The organism is Desulfocucumis palustris (assembly GCF_002933875.1).
Taxonomy (GTDB): Bacteria; Bacillota; Desulfotomaculia; order Desulfotomaculales; family Desulfocucumaceae; genus Desulfocucumis; species Desulfocucumis palustris.
Map to the genome: position 1 here is coordinate 1 of NZ_BFAV01000097.1, position 15,398 is coordinate 15,398.

General features: G+C 51.1%; 15 protein-coding genes and 1 other annotated feature. All 15 genes read right to left on the reverse strand.

The window, feature by feature from the left end:
- A partial coding sequence (locus tag DCCM_RS07330; protein ID WP_018590913.1) for a GTP-binding protein occupies nucleotides 1–94 on the reverse strand: 94 nt, incomplete at its 3' end.
- Between the two features lie 82 nt (nucleotides 95–176).
- Nucleotides 177–2,252, reverse strand: a complete 2,076-nt coding sequence (gene fusA, locus DCCM_RS07335) for an elongation factor G (RefSeq protein WP_104371772.1) — start codon at nucleotides 2,250–2,252, stop codon at nucleotides 177–179.
- Between the two features lie 12 nt (nucleotides 2,253–2,264).
- Complete coding sequence (gene rpsG / locus DCCM_RS07340) at nucleotides 2,265–2,735, reverse strand: 30S ribosomal protein S7 (protein ID WP_104371773.1); 471 nt, start codon at nucleotides 2,733–2,735, stop codon at nucleotides 2,265–2,267.
- 164 nt (nucleotides 2,736–2,899) lie between these two features.
- Nucleotides 2,900–3,274 carry a 30S ribosomal protein S12 gene (gene rpsL / locus DCCM_RS07345; protein WP_104371774.1) on the reverse strand — a complete coding sequence of 125 codons (375 nt, stop codon included), beginning with the start codon at nucleotides 3,272–3,274 and terminating at the stop codon, nucleotides 2,900–2,902.
- A gap of 89 nt (nucleotides 3,275–3,363) precedes the next feature.
- Nucleotides 3,364–3,615: a ribosomal L7Ae/L30e/S12e/Gadd45 family protein gene (locus tag DCCM_RS07350; protein ID WP_104371775.1), complete on the reverse strand. Its 252-nt coding sequence runs from the start codon at nucleotides 3,613–3,615 to the stop codon at nucleotides 3,364–3,366.
- Nucleotides 3,616–3,697: 82 nt separating this feature from the next.
- Entirely contained in the window at nucleotides 3,698–7,252 is a 3,555-nt protein-coding gene (gene rpoC, locus DCCM_RS07355; protein ID WP_104371776.1) for a DNA-directed RNA polymerase subunit beta', read from the reverse strand.
- Between the two features lie 65 nt (nucleotides 7,253–7,317).
- Nucleotides 7,318–10,851, reverse strand: a complete 3,534-nt coding sequence (gene rpoB / locus DCCM_RS07360) for a DNA-directed RNA polymerase subunit beta (RefSeq protein WP_104371777.1) — start codon at nucleotides 10,849–10,851, stop codon at nucleotides 7,318–7,320.
- A 397-nt stretch (nucleotides 10,852–11,248) separates the two neighbouring features.
- Entirely contained in the window at nucleotides 11,249–11,629 is a 381-nt protein-coding gene (gene rplL / locus DCCM_RS07365; protein ID WP_104371778.1) for a 50S ribosomal protein L7/L12, read from the reverse strand.
- Between the two features lie 57 nt (nucleotides 11,630–11,686).
- Nucleotides 11,687–12,217, reverse strand: a complete 531-nt coding sequence (gene rplJ / locus DCCM_RS07370; protein WP_104371779.1) for a 50S ribosomal protein L10 — start codon at nucleotides 12,215–12,217, stop codon at nucleotides 11,687–11,689.
- Between the two features lie 252 nt (nucleotides 12,218–12,469).
- Nucleotides 12,470–12,613: a sequence feature (ribosomal protein L10 leader region), on the reverse strand.
- A 62-nt stretch (nucleotides 12,614–12,675) separates the two neighbouring features.
- The gene (gene rplA, locus DCCM_RS07375) at nucleotides 12,676–13,374 is read right to left on the reverse strand and encodes a 50S ribosomal protein L1 (protein WP_104371780.1); all 699 of its coding nucleotides are present in this window, start codon (nucleotides 13,372–13,374) and stop codon (nucleotides 12,676–12,678) included.
- A 49-nt stretch (nucleotides 13,375–13,423) separates the two neighbouring features.
- Nucleotides 13,424–13,852, reverse strand: coding sequence for a 50S ribosomal protein L11 (gene rplK / locus DCCM_RS07380; protein ID WP_104371781.1), 429 nt, complete (start codon nucleotides 13,850–13,852; stop codon nucleotides 13,424–13,426).
- A gap of 128 nt (nucleotides 13,853–13,980) precedes the next feature.
- Entirely contained in the window at nucleotides 13,981–14,508 is a 528-nt protein-coding gene (gene nusG, locus DCCM_RS07385) for a transcription termination/antitermination protein NusG (RefSeq protein WP_104371782.1), read from the reverse strand.
- 42 nt (nucleotides 14,509–14,550) lie between these two features.
- Entirely contained in the window at nucleotides 14,551–14,868 is a 318-nt protein-coding gene (gene secE / locus DCCM_RS07390; RefSeq protein ID WP_231702695.1) for a preprotein translocase subunit SecE, read from the reverse strand.
- Between the two features lie 50 nt (nucleotides 14,869–14,918).
- A complete protein-coding gene (rpmG, locus tag DCCM_RS07395; RefSeq protein WP_104371784.1) occupies nucleotides 14,919–15,068 on the reverse strand; it encodes a 50S ribosomal protein L33 in 150 nt (49 codons plus the stop codon).
- Between the two features lie 233 nt (nucleotides 15,069–15,301).
- A partial coding sequence (locus DCCM_RS07400; protein ID WP_373855379.1) for an EF-Tu C-terminal domain-related protein occupies nucleotides 15,302–15,398 on the reverse strand: 97 nt, incomplete at its 5' end.

Below are 15,398 nucleotides of genomic sequence, written 5' to 3' on the forward strand. Positions count from 1 at the left end.
TGGCCGCGGTCAGGGTGGTCTTGCCATGGTCCACGTGCCCGATGGTTCCTATGTTCACGTGCGGTTTGTTCCGTTCAAATTTCGCCTTTGCCATTTATTAATTTCTCCTGCCTTTCCAAATAAAAATTGACATGTTAAAGGACCTTATTCCGTTGGTGTTGGATTCCTTGCCTATATTAACCGTGGCGGCGGGCGATAATGCCTTCGGCGATATTCTGGGGCGCCTCGGCGTAATGGCTGAACTGCATTGTATAGGTCCCCCGCCCCTGGGTCCTGGAGCGCAGGTCGGTGGCATACCCGAACATCTCGGCCAGAGGCACGGTGGAGTGAATAACCTGGGTATTGCCCCTGGGCTCCATTTCCTCAATCCGACCCCGGCGGGAGTTCAAATCACCGATAACATCCCCCATATACTCGTCCATTACCACCACTTCCACCTTCATTATCGGTTCCAGCAACACAGCGCCGGATTTTTGGGCGGCGCTTTTAAAGCCCATGGAACCAGCAATTTTAAAGGCCATTTCCGAAGAGTCGACCTCGTGGAAGGAACCGTCCAACAGGGTAGCTTTCATATCAATCATGGGGTATCCCGCCAAAACCCCGTTTTCCATGGCTTCCCTGATACCGGCGTCAACCGCCGGAACATATTCCTTGGGAATTACTCCACCCACTATTTTATTAACAAATTCATAGCCGGTTCCCGGCTCGACGGGCTCAATTTCCAGCACCACGTGACCGTATTGTCCCCGGCCGCCGGATTGGCGGACAAATTTGCCTTCAGCCTTGGCTTTGCCTCTGATGGTTTCCCTGTAAGCCACCTGAGGACGGCCCACATTTGCCCCCACCTTGAATTCCCTGAGCAACCGGTCCACGATTATCTCTAGGTGCAGTTCGCCCATGCCGGATATAATTGTCTGACCGGTTTCCGGATCGGTGTGCATTCTAAATGTGGGGTCTTCATCACTAAGCTTTGCCAGGGCTATGCCCATTTTGTCCTGGTCAGCCTTAGTCTTTGGCTCAATGGCCACGGAAATAACCGGCTCGGGAAACTCCATGGATTCCAGTACTATAGGTGACTTTTCATCACACAGGGTGTCTCCGGTGGTGGTATCCCGCAGTCCCACCGCAGAAGCTATATCACCGGTGTAAACCTGGCCTATTTCCTCCCGGTGGTTGGCGTGCATCTTCAATATTCGCCCTACCCGCTCCCGCTTATTCTTGGTGGAGTTGAACACGTAGGATCCGGAAGCCAAAACTCCCGAATACACTCTGAAAAATGTAAGTTTACCCACGTAAGGGTCTGCCATTATCTTGAAAGCCAGCGCCGCAAAGGGCTGGTCGTCGGCTGCTGCCCGGATGTCCTCCCCGCCGGTGGCAGGGTTGACTCCCTTGATGGGAGGCACGTCGGTGGGCGCGGGCAGATAATCCACAATGGCGTCAAGCAGAGGCTGCACTCCTTTGTTCTTAAAAGAGGAGCCGCACATAACCGGTATCATTTTAACCGCCAGTGTGGCATTCCTGAGACCCCGCTTGATCTCATCAACGGTAAGTTCCTCACCCTCAAGATATTTCAGCATCAATTCCTCGTCGGATTCCGCAGCGGCCTCTATAACTTTTTCCCTGTATTCCGCAACCAGATCCAGCATATCCTCCGGAATCCCGGCAAGTTCGCTTTTGGTGCCCAGGTCGTCAACGTATATTATTGCATTTTGATTGATCAAATCAACTATACCCTTAAATTTTTCCTCGCTGCCTATGGGCAGCTGCAGCGCCACCGGATTCGCGCCCAGACGTTCCCGGATCATGTTTATTCCCCTGAAAAAGTCCGCGCCTACCCGGTCCATTTTATTTATATAGGCTATCCTTGGAACACCATATTTATCTGCCTGACGCCAGACCGTTTCGGATTGGGGCTCCACTCCCCCAACCGAGCAAAAGACCGCAACCGCGCCGTCAAGAACCCGAAGGGAGCGCTCCACTTCAACTGTAAAATCCACGTGGCCGGGCGTGTCAATAATGTTAATACAGTGATCGCCCCACTGACATGTGGTGGCCGCGGAGGTAATGGTAATCCCCCGCTCCTGCTCCTGCACCATCCAGTCCATGGTGGCCGCGCCATCATGGACCTCGCCTATTTTATGAACCTTCCCCGTGTAAAACAGTATACGTTCGGTGGTAGTGGTCTTGCCGGCGTCTATGTGAGCCATGATACCTATATTGCGTGTCTTCTCAAGCGGAAATTGCCGCGCCATCAAGACTCCTCCTTACCACCTGTAATGGGCGAAGGCTTTGTTAGCTTCTGCCATTTTATGTGTGTCTTCCCTCTTCTTAACTGTAGCGCCGGTGTTGTTGGCCGCATCCATTATTTCCGCAGCCAGCTTTTCCCGCATGCTCTTGCCGCCCCGGGCCCTGGCATAGTTGGTCAGCCACCTGATGCCCAGTGTCTGGCGCCTTTCGTGACGAACCTCCACCGGAACCTGATAGTTGGCGCCACCAACCCGACGTGCCTTTACCTCCAGAACAGGCATGACGTTTTTCATGGCCTGCTCGAAAACCTCCACCGGGCTTTTCCCTGTTTTTTCACGGATCATCTCAAATGCGCCGTAGCAAATCTTTTCTGCCACACCTTTATTGCCGTCCAGCATCACCTGGTTGATAAGCTTTGTGATCACCTTGTTGTTGAATACCGGATCCGGCACCACATCAATTTTAGCCCGCGAACCTCTTCTAGGCATATATATCCCCCCTTTGCCTCGAAAATCGCCTTATGCCCCGGGCGCTTTCCCAAGCAACATCTAAAGTTGAGAAAAACTGCAGGTAACATAAAGGTAACAGATATTTTTTCCAGAAATGAAACATTTCATCCCCGCCGGATTAACGGCGGTAAACCGGGCATTAATTATTTCTTCGGACGCTTGCTGCCGTATTTGGAACGGCCCCGGTTTCTGTTTTGAACACCGGCGGAATCCAGAGCGCCCCTGACTATGTGGTACCTTACGCCGGGAAGGTCTTTGACCCTGCCTCCGCGAACCAGAACCACCGAGTGCTCCTGCAAATTGTGTCCTATACCCGGAATGTAGGAGGTCACCTCGATACCATTGGTAAGCCTGACCCTCGCAACCTTGCGCAGGGCTGAGTTCGGCTTTTTGGGCGTGGTGGTATACACCCTGGTACATACGCCGCGTTTCTGCGGGCACTCTTTTAACGCCGGGGCCGATGACTTTTTAAAGGTTTCCTCTCTGCCCTTGCGGATTAATTGGTTGATCGTGGGCATCCGCATACACCTCCTTCCTAAAAACACCTGTAAATTAAATTTCCGCTCCGGCGGCATATAGCCGGAGCGGCCAAAGTTAATTTAATAAATCAGTCTTCCACCACAGCCGCCGAAGCACAACCCACTTCAATGCCGCAGGCCTTGCCCAACTCCAGCATGGTGTCCACCTCTATAACCTCAACACCTTTTGCCGCGCAGTTTTTAATGATGGGGTCTATAACGTGGCGCTCAGCGTTGCCGGCTATATATACGACTTTTGCCTGCCCCCGTTCTATGGATTTCATGGTCTGTTTCGTCCCTATGGTCTTTTTCCGGGCCTTCAACAGCCTCTCATAGGGCATCTGCAAGACACCTCCGTAAAACCAGACACTTTTGTATATTAACACCAACCTCTCCAAAAGTCAACACGATAAAACTTTTGTTTTATTTTGGGGCAATATTTTCCTGGCCATAAAGATAATCATCTTCCAGAAAATCAGTTTTGCCCATATCGTATTCCCCTTCGGTCAGTCCGTCAATATCATGGGCTATTCCGCCCTGGTCCAATAGTTCAATGTTGCGGTAACGGCTCATGCCCGTCCCCGCCGGCACCAGTTTGCCTATGATGACGTTTTCCTTGAGTCCCAGCAAGGGGTCTGTTTTACCCTTGATGGCAGCCTCGGTGAGCACCCTGGTGGTTTCCTGGAAGGAGGCCGCCGACAGGAAGGAATCGGTTGCCAGGGAAGCCTTGGTGATCCCCAGCAGCACCCCCTTGGCCTCGGCAGGTTCCCCGCCGCCGGCTAAAGCCATTTCGTTTTCGGCCTCCAGCTCAAATATGTCCACCAGGCTGCCGGGCAACAGGTTTGTGTCACCGGCATCCTCAATTTTAACCTTGCGCAGCATCTGCCTGATCATCACTTCTATATGTTTGTCGTTGATGTCAACCCCCTGCAGGCGGTAGACCCGCTGAACTTCTTGTAGAAGATAGAGCTGTACGCCCTGGGGACCTTTTATCTTTAATAAATCGTGGGGATTTACCGAGCCCTCGGTGAGTTCATCCCCGGCTTCCACCCGGTCGCCGTCCCTTACCTTGATGCGCGCGCCGTAGGGAACCTGGTAAAGATTTTTTTCTCCATCGTCACCGGTAATCTCTATTTCCCGGCGCCCTTTAACTTCCCTGATTTCCACCATGCCGGTATTTTCGGCTATTACCGCCTGGCCTTTGGGCCTGCGGGCCTCAAAAAGTTCCTCAACCCTGGGAAGACCCTGGGTAATATCATCTCCGGCCACGCCTCCGGTGTGGAATGTGCGCATGGTAAGCTGGGTACCAGGTTCACCGATGGACTGGGCGGCAATTATTCCCACCGCCTCTCCAATGTCAACCACTCCGCCGGTGGCCAGATTTTTGCCGTAGCAGTTCCTGCAAACGCCGTAACGGCTTTTGCAGGTAAGCACCGAACGTATTTTAACCTTTTTAATACCCGCTTCAATAATCCTGTTGGCCTCATATCCCGAGGCCCTGTCATTGGCTATTACCTTGCCCTTTGGAACGATAATTTCCCCGGTTTCCGGATGTATTATGTCCTCCAGGGTCATGCGGCCTATTATCCTGTCATCGAGTTTTTCAATAACTTCGGTGCCGTCCTTTATTTCTTCCACTACGATTCCCTCTTCGGTACCGCAGTCTATCTCCCTGACGATAACGTCCTGGGCCACATCCACCAGGCGGCGGGTGAGGTAACCGGAATCCGCGGTGCGCAGGGCGGTATCCGCAAGACCTTTGCGGGCCCCGTGGGTGGAAATGAAGTACTCCAGCACCGTAAGGCCTTCCCGGAAATTAGCCTTGATGGGAAGGTCGATAATCCTGCCGGAGGGGTCCGCCATAAGCCCCCTCATTCCCGCCAACTGGCGAATCTGCTGCTTGTTACCCCGGGCGCCTGAATTTGCCATCATGTACACCGGATTAAAACGGTCCAGGGTATCCATCAAGGCCTCGGTAACTTGCTCCGTGGCGTCGTTCCAGAGCCCGATAACCTTGCGGTAGCGCTCGTCTTCGGTTATCAGTCCCCGGCGGTAATTGTGCTCGACCTTTTCCACTTCCTGTTCGGTCCGGGCCAGTATTTCCTTTTTCTGGGGAGGAATTATTATATCCGACAGGGCTATGGTCACCCCCGCCCTGCTGGCGTATTTAAAACCAATCCTTTTAAAACCGTCCAGTAACGCCCCGGTGGCTGACAGTCCCAGCTCATTGTAGCACTCGTCAACAATCCTGCTGAGGGCTTTCTTATCGGCCACCAGGTTTTTATAACCCAGCTTGGCCGGAATTACTTCGTTGAAGATGAGCCGGCCCACGGTGGTTTCCAGCGTTTCGCCATTATGCCTGACCTTCATTTTGGCGTGCAGGCTAAGGGCGTTGTTCTGATGGGCCATTATGGCCTCTTCCTTATCCCTGAAAAGCTTGCCCTCTCCGGTAACCCCGTCCTTTTCCATGGTAAGGTAGAAACAGCCAAGCACCATGTCCTGGGTGGGAACCGCCACCGGGCGCCCGTCCTTGGGGTTTAATATGTTATGGGCGGATAACATCAACAGTCTCGCCTCGGCCTGGGCCTCGGCGGAAAGGGGCACGTGAACCGCCATCTGGTCGCCGTCAAAGTCGGCGTTGTAGGCGGTGCATACCATGGGGTGAATTTGTATGGCCTTGCCATCCACCAGCACCGGCTCGAAAGCCTGGATACCCAGCCTGTGCAATGTGGGCGCCCGGTTGAGAAGCACCGGGTGCTGGCTGATAACCTCCTCCAAAACATCCCATACCTCCGGCCTCACCCGCTCCACCATGCGCTTGGCGCTTTTGATGTTATGGGCGTAACCGTCATTAACCAGCCTTTTCATCACAAAGGGCTTAAAAAGTTCCAAGGCCATTTCCTTGGGCAAACCGCACTGGTGCATCTTCAGGGTGGGGCCCACCACGATAACCGACCTGCCGGAATAGTCAACCCTTTTACCCAGAAGGTTCTGGCGGAAACGCCCCTGCTTGCCCTTCAGCATATCGCTCAAGGATTTCAGCGGCCTGTTCCCGGGGCCGGTGACCGGTCTTCCCCGGCGCCCATTGTCAATGAGGGCGTCCACCGCTTCCTGCAGCATCCTTTTTTCGTTGCGCACGATTATATCAGGAGCGCCCAGGTCCAAGAGCCTTTTAAGGCGGTTGTTGCGGTTAATCACCCGGCGGTACAGGTCGTTTAAATCCGAGGTGGCGAATCTGCCACCGTCCAGCTGCACCATGGGCCGCAGTTCCGGCGGAATAACAGGAATAACATCCATAATCATCCACTCCGGACGGTTGCCCGAGGCCCGAAAGGCCTCAACCACCTCCAGCCGGCGAATAGCCCGGATTTTTCGCTGACCAGTGACCTCCCTCAGTTCCTGGCGCAATTCCCGGCTCAATTCTTCCAGGTCAATCTCCTCCAGCAGCTTTTTAATGGACTCGGCCCCCATGCCGGCCTTAAAGCTGCTGCCGTACTTTTCCCTGTACTCCCTGTATTCATTTTCGGTTAGCAGTTGCTTTTTAATTAATCCCGTCTCGCCGCCGTCCGTCACTATATATGAAACAAAATATAAAACCTTTTCCAGCGCCCTGGGTGACATGTCCAGAAGCAATCCCATGCGGCTGGGTATTCCCTTGAAGTACCATATATGAGATACCGGAGCGGCCAGCACTATATTGCCCAGGCGCTCCCGGCGCACCTTGGAGCGGGTTACCTCCACGCCGCAGCGGTCGCAGATAACACCCTTGTAACGAACCCGTTTATATTTGCCGCAATGACATTCCCAGTCCCTGGTAGGTCCAAAAATTCGTTCACAAAAGAGTCCGTCCCGCTCGGGTTTTAGCGTCCTGTAGTTGATGGTTTCCGGCTTTTTAACCTCGCCGCTAGACCATTCCAGTATCTGTTGCGGAGACGCCAGACCGATGCGAATACGGTCAAAGTTGTTGAGATCCAGCAAAAGACCACGCTCCCTTAGGATTTTTGCAGACTCTTTCTTGTGGGGTGAAAGGGGCTACTCTAAAATCAGCCCGTTTCCTCCTCGTCCAGGTCTTCAAAACCGTCCCCGATATAATCATCTTCTGTAATCTCTTCCTCGTCCTCAACCTCGTCGGAATCATAATCATCGTTCCCTCCGGAAGGGATGCTGTCTTCGTGTAAATCCAGGCCCAGGTCTTTGGCCGTTTCGTTTATGTCTTCCTCAACCTCTTTAATCTCAATTTCCTGGTCATCCTCCGAAAGCACCTTCACGTCAAGACCCAGGCTTTGCAATTCTTTGATCAACACTTTGAAGGATTCCGGGACACCCGGTTCCGGAACATTTTCGCCCTTTACTATGGCCTCGTAAGTTTTAACCCGGCCCACCACGTCGTCAGATTTAACAGTCAGTATTTCCTGCAGGGTGTAAGCCGCGCCGTAAGCTTCCAGCGCCCAGACCTCCATTTCGCCAAACCGCTGGCCGCCGAACTGGGCCTTGCCGCCCAGGGGCTGCTGGGTGACCAGGGAGTATGGGCCCGTGGAGCGGGCGTGTATTTTATCGTCCACCAGGTGGGCCAGTTTAAGCATATACACATAGCCCACGGTTATGGCATTGTCATAGGGTTCGCCGGTTCTGCCGTCATACAGGGTAATCTTACCTATTTCCGGAAGCCCGGCTTTTTTAAGGGAATCAAGAATATCCTGCTCCGTGGCCCCGTTAAATACCGGCGTGGCCACCTGATACCCAAGAGCATTGGCAGCCCATCCCAGGTGGGCCTCCAGTACCTGTCCGATATTCATCCTGGAGGGAACCCCCAGGGGGTTTAAAACTATTTCAATGGGTGTTCCGTCCGGCAGGAAAGGCATATCCTCCTCCGGCAGGATGCGGGCGATTACCCCCTTGTTGCCGTGACGTCCCGCCATTTTGTCGCCCTCGGATATTTTTCTTTTCTGGGCTATATAGACCCGCACCAGCTGGTTTACCCCGGGTGGCAGCTCGTCTCCATTTTCCCTGGAGAACACCTTTACGTCCACTATCTTTCCGGATTCTCCGTGGGGTACCCGTAATGAGGTATCCCGCACTTCCCTGGCTTTTTCACCAAAGATGGCCCTGAGCAGGCGTTCCTCGGCGGTTAGTTCCGTTTCACCCTTGGGGGTTACCTTGCCCACCAGAATATCTCCCGGGCGGACCTCAGCCCCCACCCGGATGATTCCCCGGTCGTCGAGATCCTTTAATATTTCCTCACCAACATTGGGAATATCCCTGGTGATTTCCTCCGGTCCCAGTTTGGTGTCCCTGGCATCACACTCATATTCCTCAATATGAATAGAGGTAAAAAAGTCTTCCTTGACAGCCTTCTCGCTTACCAGAATAGCATCCTCGTAATTGTAGCCCTCCCAGGGCATAAAAGCCACCAGAACATTCCGCCCCAGGGCCAGTTCCCCGTAATCCGTGGATGGGCCGTCGGCGATAATCTGGCCCGCCGCAACCCTTTCACCTTTTTTAACTATGGGCTTCTGGTTGATACAGGTGCCCTGGTTGGAACGGGTAAATTTAAGCAATTTATAAGTCTCCAGGTTTCCCTGGTCGCTTCTGATGGCAATGTCGTTGGCGGTGACCCTTTCCACTGTTCCGGCGCTGCGGGAGATTGCCACCACGCCGGAGTCCTTGGCGGCCTTGTGCTCAATTCCGGTTCCCACCAGGGGGGACTGGGCCTTTAACAGGGGAACTGCCTGGCGCTGCATGTTCGCCCCCATCAGGGCGCGGTTCGCGTCGTCGTGCTCCAAAAACGGTATCAGGGCTGTGGCGACGCTGAAAACCTGTTTGGGAGAAACGTCCATGTAATCAACCCTGTCCGCGGGCACCACCACTATCTCCGGCGACCTGGCGTTTACCTTGCTCTCCAGGAAGCGGCCCTCCTCATCTAAAGGAGCGTTGGCCTGGGCGATGATTACCCCTTCTTCCTCATCCGCGGTCAGGTATACTATTTCTTCGGTTACCTTCCTGGTTTCCTTATCAACCTTACGGTACGGCGTTTCGATAAAGCCGAAGGAATTTATCCTGGCATATGTACTCAGCGAACCGATCAAACCGATGTTGGGACCTTCGGGGGTCTCAATAGGGCACATGCGGCCATAGTGTGAATGGTGCACGTCCCTAACCTCGAAACCCGCCCGCTCCCGGCTTAAACCACCCGGCCCCAGGGCTGAAAGCCTGCGTTTATGAGTTAATTCCGCCAGCGGATTGGTCTGGTCCATAAACTGGGAAAGCTGGCTGGAACCAAAGAATTCTTTTATGGCAGCCACAACGGGCCTGATATTGATAAGCACCTGGGGTGTTATCACATCAACATCCTGGATGGTCATCCGCTCCCGGACCACCCTTTCCATCCTGGACAGGCCTATTCTAAACTGGTTTTGCAGCAGTTCACCCACCGAGCGCAGACGGCGGTTGCCCAGATGGTCGATATCGTCCACGTGACCCCTTTGCTCCATCAGCCCCAGGAGGTATTTCACCGCCTGAATTATATCCGTAGGGGTAAGGGACCGGATAAACTCATGCCTTATAGGGATATATTTGCGTAAATAGGGATCATACTCACTGATGCCCGCGGCAACCCCCGCTTCCCCCGCGGCCTCGGTAATTTCCTGGGTTATCACTGTACCCCTGGCGGCAATTATTTCACCTGTTTCCGGTAAAATAACGTCTTTTTCCAGCGGCTCGTCGGAATATCTGTATAATACGCCATGCTTTAACTTCTTTTGAATTTTATAACGTCCCACATTGGCCAAGTCATATCTTTTGGGGTCAAAGAAAAGCGTTTCCAGGAGTGATCTGGCGCTCTCCACCGTTGGCGGCTCGCCCGGGCGCAGCTTTTTATATATTTCCACCAGGGCTTCTTCCTCGGAATCCGTGTTATCCCTGGTGAGGGTTTCCTGTATATGCTTGTTCTCATTAAAAAGTTCAACAATCATGCTGTTGGAGCCGTTACCCAACGCCCTTATCAATACTGTCACCGGTATCTTCCTGGTACGGTCAATACGTACAAAAATATGGTCATTGATGTCGGTTTCAAACTCCAGCCAGGCGCCGCGGTTGGGAATGATGGTTGCGGCATACAGTTTCTTGCCGCTGGGATCAATCTGTTCCGCAAAATACACCCCGGGGGAACGAACCAACTGGGATACTATAACCCTTTCCGCCCCGTTAATGATGAAGGTGCCTTTTTCCGTCATCAGGGGGAAATCTCCCATGAACACTTCCTGTTCCTTTACCTCGCCCGTATCCTTGTTGATCAGGCGAACTTTAACCCGGAGCGGAGCGGCATAGGTAACGTCGCGCTCCTTACATTCCTCCACCTTGTACTTTGGCTCACCCAGGGTATAATCCAGAAATTCCAGCACAAGGTTGCCGGTAAAATCCTGAATCGGGGAAATATCGTGAAATACTTCCCGGAGCCCCTCACGTAAAAACCACTGATATGAATTGCGCTGCACTTCAATCAGGTTGGGCAGTTCCAGTACCTCTTTCAGTTTCCCGAAGCTCTTCCGGTTGCTGGAACCCACCTTTACGGCATTCATGTATCGCACCACACCCCTCATGAAAGTCAACAAACCTAATAATTAGAAACAACGAAAAGCAAGGTGCTGGTTATACCAAGACCTCGCTTTCTTCCACAGGAACGTTATATCCAGAATATTATTCCCCAAAATACACCACCGGATACATAAATTTTTTCCTTGCGAATAATATTTTGGTTAATATAGTAAATATAGAATGGACATTTTTTAATGTTAGCAAATAGTTTGCTTTTTGTCAAGGGTTTAAGTACCCTTTCTTAAAAAATTTATTATCCCAAAAAGTTTTAAAAGAAACCGAGGGGCTTTTTTCTCTAACCACAGGGTTTTTAAAAAGTGAAAACAGGACCGTTCCCGAAAGGAAAGGCCCTGCTCATTAAGTACGTATTTTTAGAAAAAACTACTTAACTTCAGCGGTTGCGCCCTGTTCTTCCAGTTTGGCTTTAATGGCGTTGGCTTCGTCCTTGCTGGTTTTTTCCTTAACCGGCTTGGGTGCGTTGTCAACCAGTTCCTTGGCTTCCTTCAGGCCAAGTCCGGTGATCTCCCGAACAACCTTGATTACGTTAACTTTCTTGTCGCCAACAGATGCCAGTATTACGTCGAACTCTGTCTGCTCTTCTTCGGCAGCGGCCGGGGCTGCCGCGGCGGAGGGCATTGCGGCCATTGCCACGGGAGCGGCTGCGCTTACACCGAACTCTTCTTCAAAAGCCTTGACCAGTTCGGCCAGTTCCAGTACAGTCAAACCCTTTACTGCTTCCAGTATTTCATTAACCTTGGACATTTTATGAACCTCCTAATTTTTACTTAATATTGAAAGTAACCAGTAACCCCCGGCGGACTAAGCTGTTTCACCCGCCTGCTTTTTGCGCACGGCTTCCAGAACGCAAACCAGGTTCCTCAGCAGGCCCTGCAACGCACCGGCAAAGCCGTACATGGGGCTTTGCATGCCGCCCAGCACTTTAGCCAGCAGCACCTCTCTGGGAGGCAGGTCGGCCAGGTTTTTAACGGCTTTGACATCAATGGCCTTACCTTCCAGCAAACCGCCTTTTATTTCAAAAATCTTATACTCCCTGGCAAAATCCGCGAAAATTTTGGCCGCGGACACCAAATCCTCGGAACTGAAGGCTATGGCCGTGGGACCCTCCAGATACGGGTCCAGGCCTTCGTATCCCAAATCCTTGGCAGCCTTTAAAGTGAGGGTGTTTTTGACTACTTTGAGCTCGCTGCCCTTTTCCCTCAAGCGCACCCGCAGCTTTGTCATGGCGGCCACATCCAGGCCCCGGTAATTTGCCATTATGGCGACCTTGGAATTGCTCAATCTTTCTCTGACTTCCTGCAACATTTTTTCTTTATCTTCCCTGGTAGGCATAAAATACACCTCCTCTCATAGGTCAGGGGACACACCTTCTTCAGGTTGTCTAACTCCTGACTATTAACAATTTAAAATGATTTTTATTAAATCCCGTTCCACTTATTTTATCTCACGAAGGAATGTCCCCAACGTATGTCAGGGGATACACCTTCTTCAGGTTGTCTAACTCTTGACTATTAACAATTTAGAATGGTTTTTATTAAATCCCGCTACACTTATTTTCTCTCACGCAGGAATGTCCCCAACGTTATAAAAAAATAAAAACAGGCCTGTAGACAAAGACTATAGGCCTGCCATTTTTACAGTGGACAGGTGAAGTCCCTTACCTCGGTTGGCGGCATTCCACCTTTAAGTAATAACACCAACTGTCTACAGTGAGGAGCAACGCCGGATGGTTTCCGGCTTTACTATTAAATTTTGGCCACGCTTGTTTTTTAAACGGCCCTTCGGATATATCAGGCGGTGACCTTTTGCGAGTTCACCTTGATCCCCGGTCCCATGGTGGAGGACACGTAAATACCTTTTATATAAGTGCCCTTGGCTGCGGCGGGCTTAACCCTGATAAGCTGCTCCACCAGTGTGCGCAGGTTATCCGACAGTTTTTCCACCGAAAAAGAAACTTTTCCGATAGGCGCATGGATAATGCCGGCCTTATCAACCCGGTACTCAATCTTACCGGCCTTTACTTCCTGCACTGCCCGGGTAACATCAAAGGTGACCGTACCGGTCTTGGGGTTGGGCATCAGTCCCCGGGGTCCGAGAATTTTACCCAGACGTCCCACCAGACCCATCATATCCGGGGTGGCCACGGCAACGTCAAACTCCAGCCAGCCTTCTTTTTGAATCCTTTCCACAACATCCTCGGCGCCGACAAAATCCGCTCCGGCTTCCTCGGCTTCCTTGGCTTTATCCCCCTTGGCAAAAACCAGCACTTTTCTGGTCTTGCCGGTGCCATGCGGTAAAACCACGGCCCCACGCACCTGCTGGTCGGCATGTCTGGGATCAACACCCAATCTAACCACGGCCTCAACGGTTTCGTCAAATTTGGCCGGAGCCACTTTCTTCACCAGTTCCAGAGCATCGACAGGCTCATATAATACATTGTTGTCCACTTGTTTGACTGCATCGGCAAGTTTTTTGCCCTGCTTCGGCATTGTCATATCCTCCTTGTGGTGCTGACGGATTAAATCCTCCCACTATTAATTAACCCTCAACTATTTCTATTCCCATACTGCGGGCTGTGCCCTGAATCATACTCATGGCTGCATCCACAGACGCGGCGTTGAGGTCTTTCATTTTAAGTTCGGCGATTTCCTTTACCTTGGAAATAGCCACCTTGCCTACCTTCTTCTTGTTGGGTTCTCCCGACGCGGTTTCAATGCCGGCGGCTTTCTTCAACAGTACGGAAGCCGGCGGTGTTTTGGTTACAAAAGTAAATGAACGGTCTTCGTAAACGGTAATTTCCACGGGAATAATCAAGCCTGCTTGATTCGCCGTCATTTCATTATATTGCTTGACGAAGGCCATAATATTTACGCCGTGCTGACCCAGTGCAGGTCCCACAGGAGGAGCCGGGGTGGCCTTGCCTGCCAGACACTGTAACTTGATAACTGCGGCAACCCTCTTAGCCATGTGCTTTACACCTCCTTACCCTTACTCTGTTAAAATTCTAAAAGCTCATACGTCAAGCATAGCTGGGAACATTCCTCCGGCTATTAAAAAATACTGCAAAGAGAGGCGCGCCCCTTTTAGCTTGCTCGCTAAAGCAGCTTTTCCACCTGGGAAAAATCCAATTCCACCGGCGTATCCCTGCCGAACATGGAAATCATTACTTTTAGTTTGGATTTTTCCGGGTAAATCTCTTCTATTATTCCCTCAAAATTTTCAAAGGGACCGGATTTTACCCTTATGTGCTGGTTCACTATGAAATCAACCCTGGCTTTTGGCTCCTCGACACCCATAGACTTAATAATCTGCATTGCCTCGCCCTCGGTCAGCGGTATGGGCTTGGAACCGGTGCCCACAAAACCTGTTACCCCCGGGGTATTGCGCACCACATACCAGGAATCGTCGGTCATGATCATTTCCACGATGACATATCCCGGAAAAATCTTTCTTTTGTTTACCTTGCGCTTCCCATTTTTGACCTCTATCTCGTCTTCCATGGGCACAAGGATACGAAAGATCTTTTCCTCCATGTTCATGGATTCGATCCTTTTCTCAAGGTTGGCTTTTACCTTGTTTTCATAGCCGGAATAGGTATGAATCACATACCACTGTTTATTCATAATACAAGGGACCCGTTATACAGATCCCCCACCTCCCCGGTACTATCTGATAATAAGTTGCAGAATTCTGCTCAGCAGCGAGTCGAAAACCCATATGATCACACCCACTACAAAAACAGCCACCACAACCACCGAGGTGTATATGATAATTTCGCGGCGGTTTGGCCAGTGAACCTTTTTTAATTCGTTTAAAACACCCCTAAAATACTTCCTTGTCTGTTCAATCCGGTTAACCTTTTCTTTTTTTACAGGAACCGGTTTCTTGTCGGATTTCACCAGTATTTTTTTGGGCTGGTTTTCCTTGCTTTTGACTTCCAATTCCTTCCCTCCGGAATTGTCTTTCCTGTTCATAACAGCCATACTCACGCCCATCCTTAAAAAATACCTATCAAAAACAAAAACACTGAAAATTAGCGGGTTTCTTTGTGAACCGTATGGGTGTGACAAAAGCGGCAGTATTTTTTCATTTCAATCCTGCCGGGATCATTCTTCTTATTTTTAGTCGTCGAATAATTACGACGCTTGCACTCAGTGCAGGCCAGTGTAACTCCCACCCTCATTTATGACACCTCCAGCCCGTAAAACCTTTTACAGGAAAATATAGATGACCCAAATAATTTATCACAATATATTTTAGCTGTCAATACGTAGCAAATCATATTGGCTATATCTCAGTATAACTGATTTACTGCCTTATTATACCAGACTCCGGATCTAATAAAAATAATCCGCTTATAAGAAGTTAAAAAAATGGCCTTTAAAGGCCATTTTTTAACTTCATTTTTTGTTCGGCCTACTCAATAATGGAGGTAACCACACCCGCGCCCACGGTACGGCCGCCCTCACGAATGGCGAAACGCAAACCTTCCTCTATGGCGATGGGAGTGATT

Coding starts and splice junctions, on each gene's coding strand:
- rpoB (WP_104371777.1), bottom strand. CDS start 10,851: ATGAATGCCGTAAAGGTGGGTTCCAGCAACCGGAAGAGCTTCGGGAAA.
- secE (WP_231702695.1), bottom strand. CDS start 14,868: ATGGCTGTTATGAACAGGAAAGACAATTCCGGAGGGAAGGAATTGGAA.
- rplA (WP_104371780.1), bottom strand. CDS start 13,374: ATGCCGAAGCAGGGCAAAAAACTTGCCGATGCAGTCAAACAAGTGGAC.
- fusA (WP_104371772.1), bottom strand. CDS start 2,252: ATGGCGCGGCAATTTCCGCTTGAGAAGACACGCAATATAGGTATCATG.
- rpsG (WP_104371773.1), bottom strand. CDS start 2,735: ATGCCTAGAAGAGGTTCGCGGGCTAAAATTGATGTGGTGCCGGATCCG.
- rplJ (WP_104371779.1), bottom strand. CDS start 12,217: ATGCCTACCAGGGAAGATAAAGAAAAAATGTTGCAGGAAGTCAGAGAA.
- DCCM_RS07350 (WP_104371775.1), bottom strand. CDS start 3,615: ATGCCCTATGAGAGGCTGTTGAAGGCCCGGAAAAAGACCATAGGGACG.
- nusG (WP_104371782.1), bottom strand. CDS start 14,508: ATGAATAAACAGTGGTATGTGATTCATACCTATTCCGGCTATGAAAAC.
- rpsL (WP_104371774.1), bottom strand. CDS start 3,274: ATGCCCACGATCAACCAATTAATCCGCAAGGGCAGAGAGGAAACCTTT.
- rpmG (WP_104371784.1), bottom strand. CDS start 15,068: ATGAGGGTGGGAGTTACACTGGCCTGCACTGAGTGCAAGCGTCGTAAT.
- rplL (WP_104371778.1), bottom strand. CDS start 11,629: ATGTCCAAGGTTAATGAAATACTGGAAGCAGTAAAGGGTTTGACTGTA.
- rplK (WP_104371781.1), bottom strand. CDS start 13,852: ATGGCTAAGAGGGTTGCCGCAGTTATCAAGTTACAGTGTCTGGCAGGC.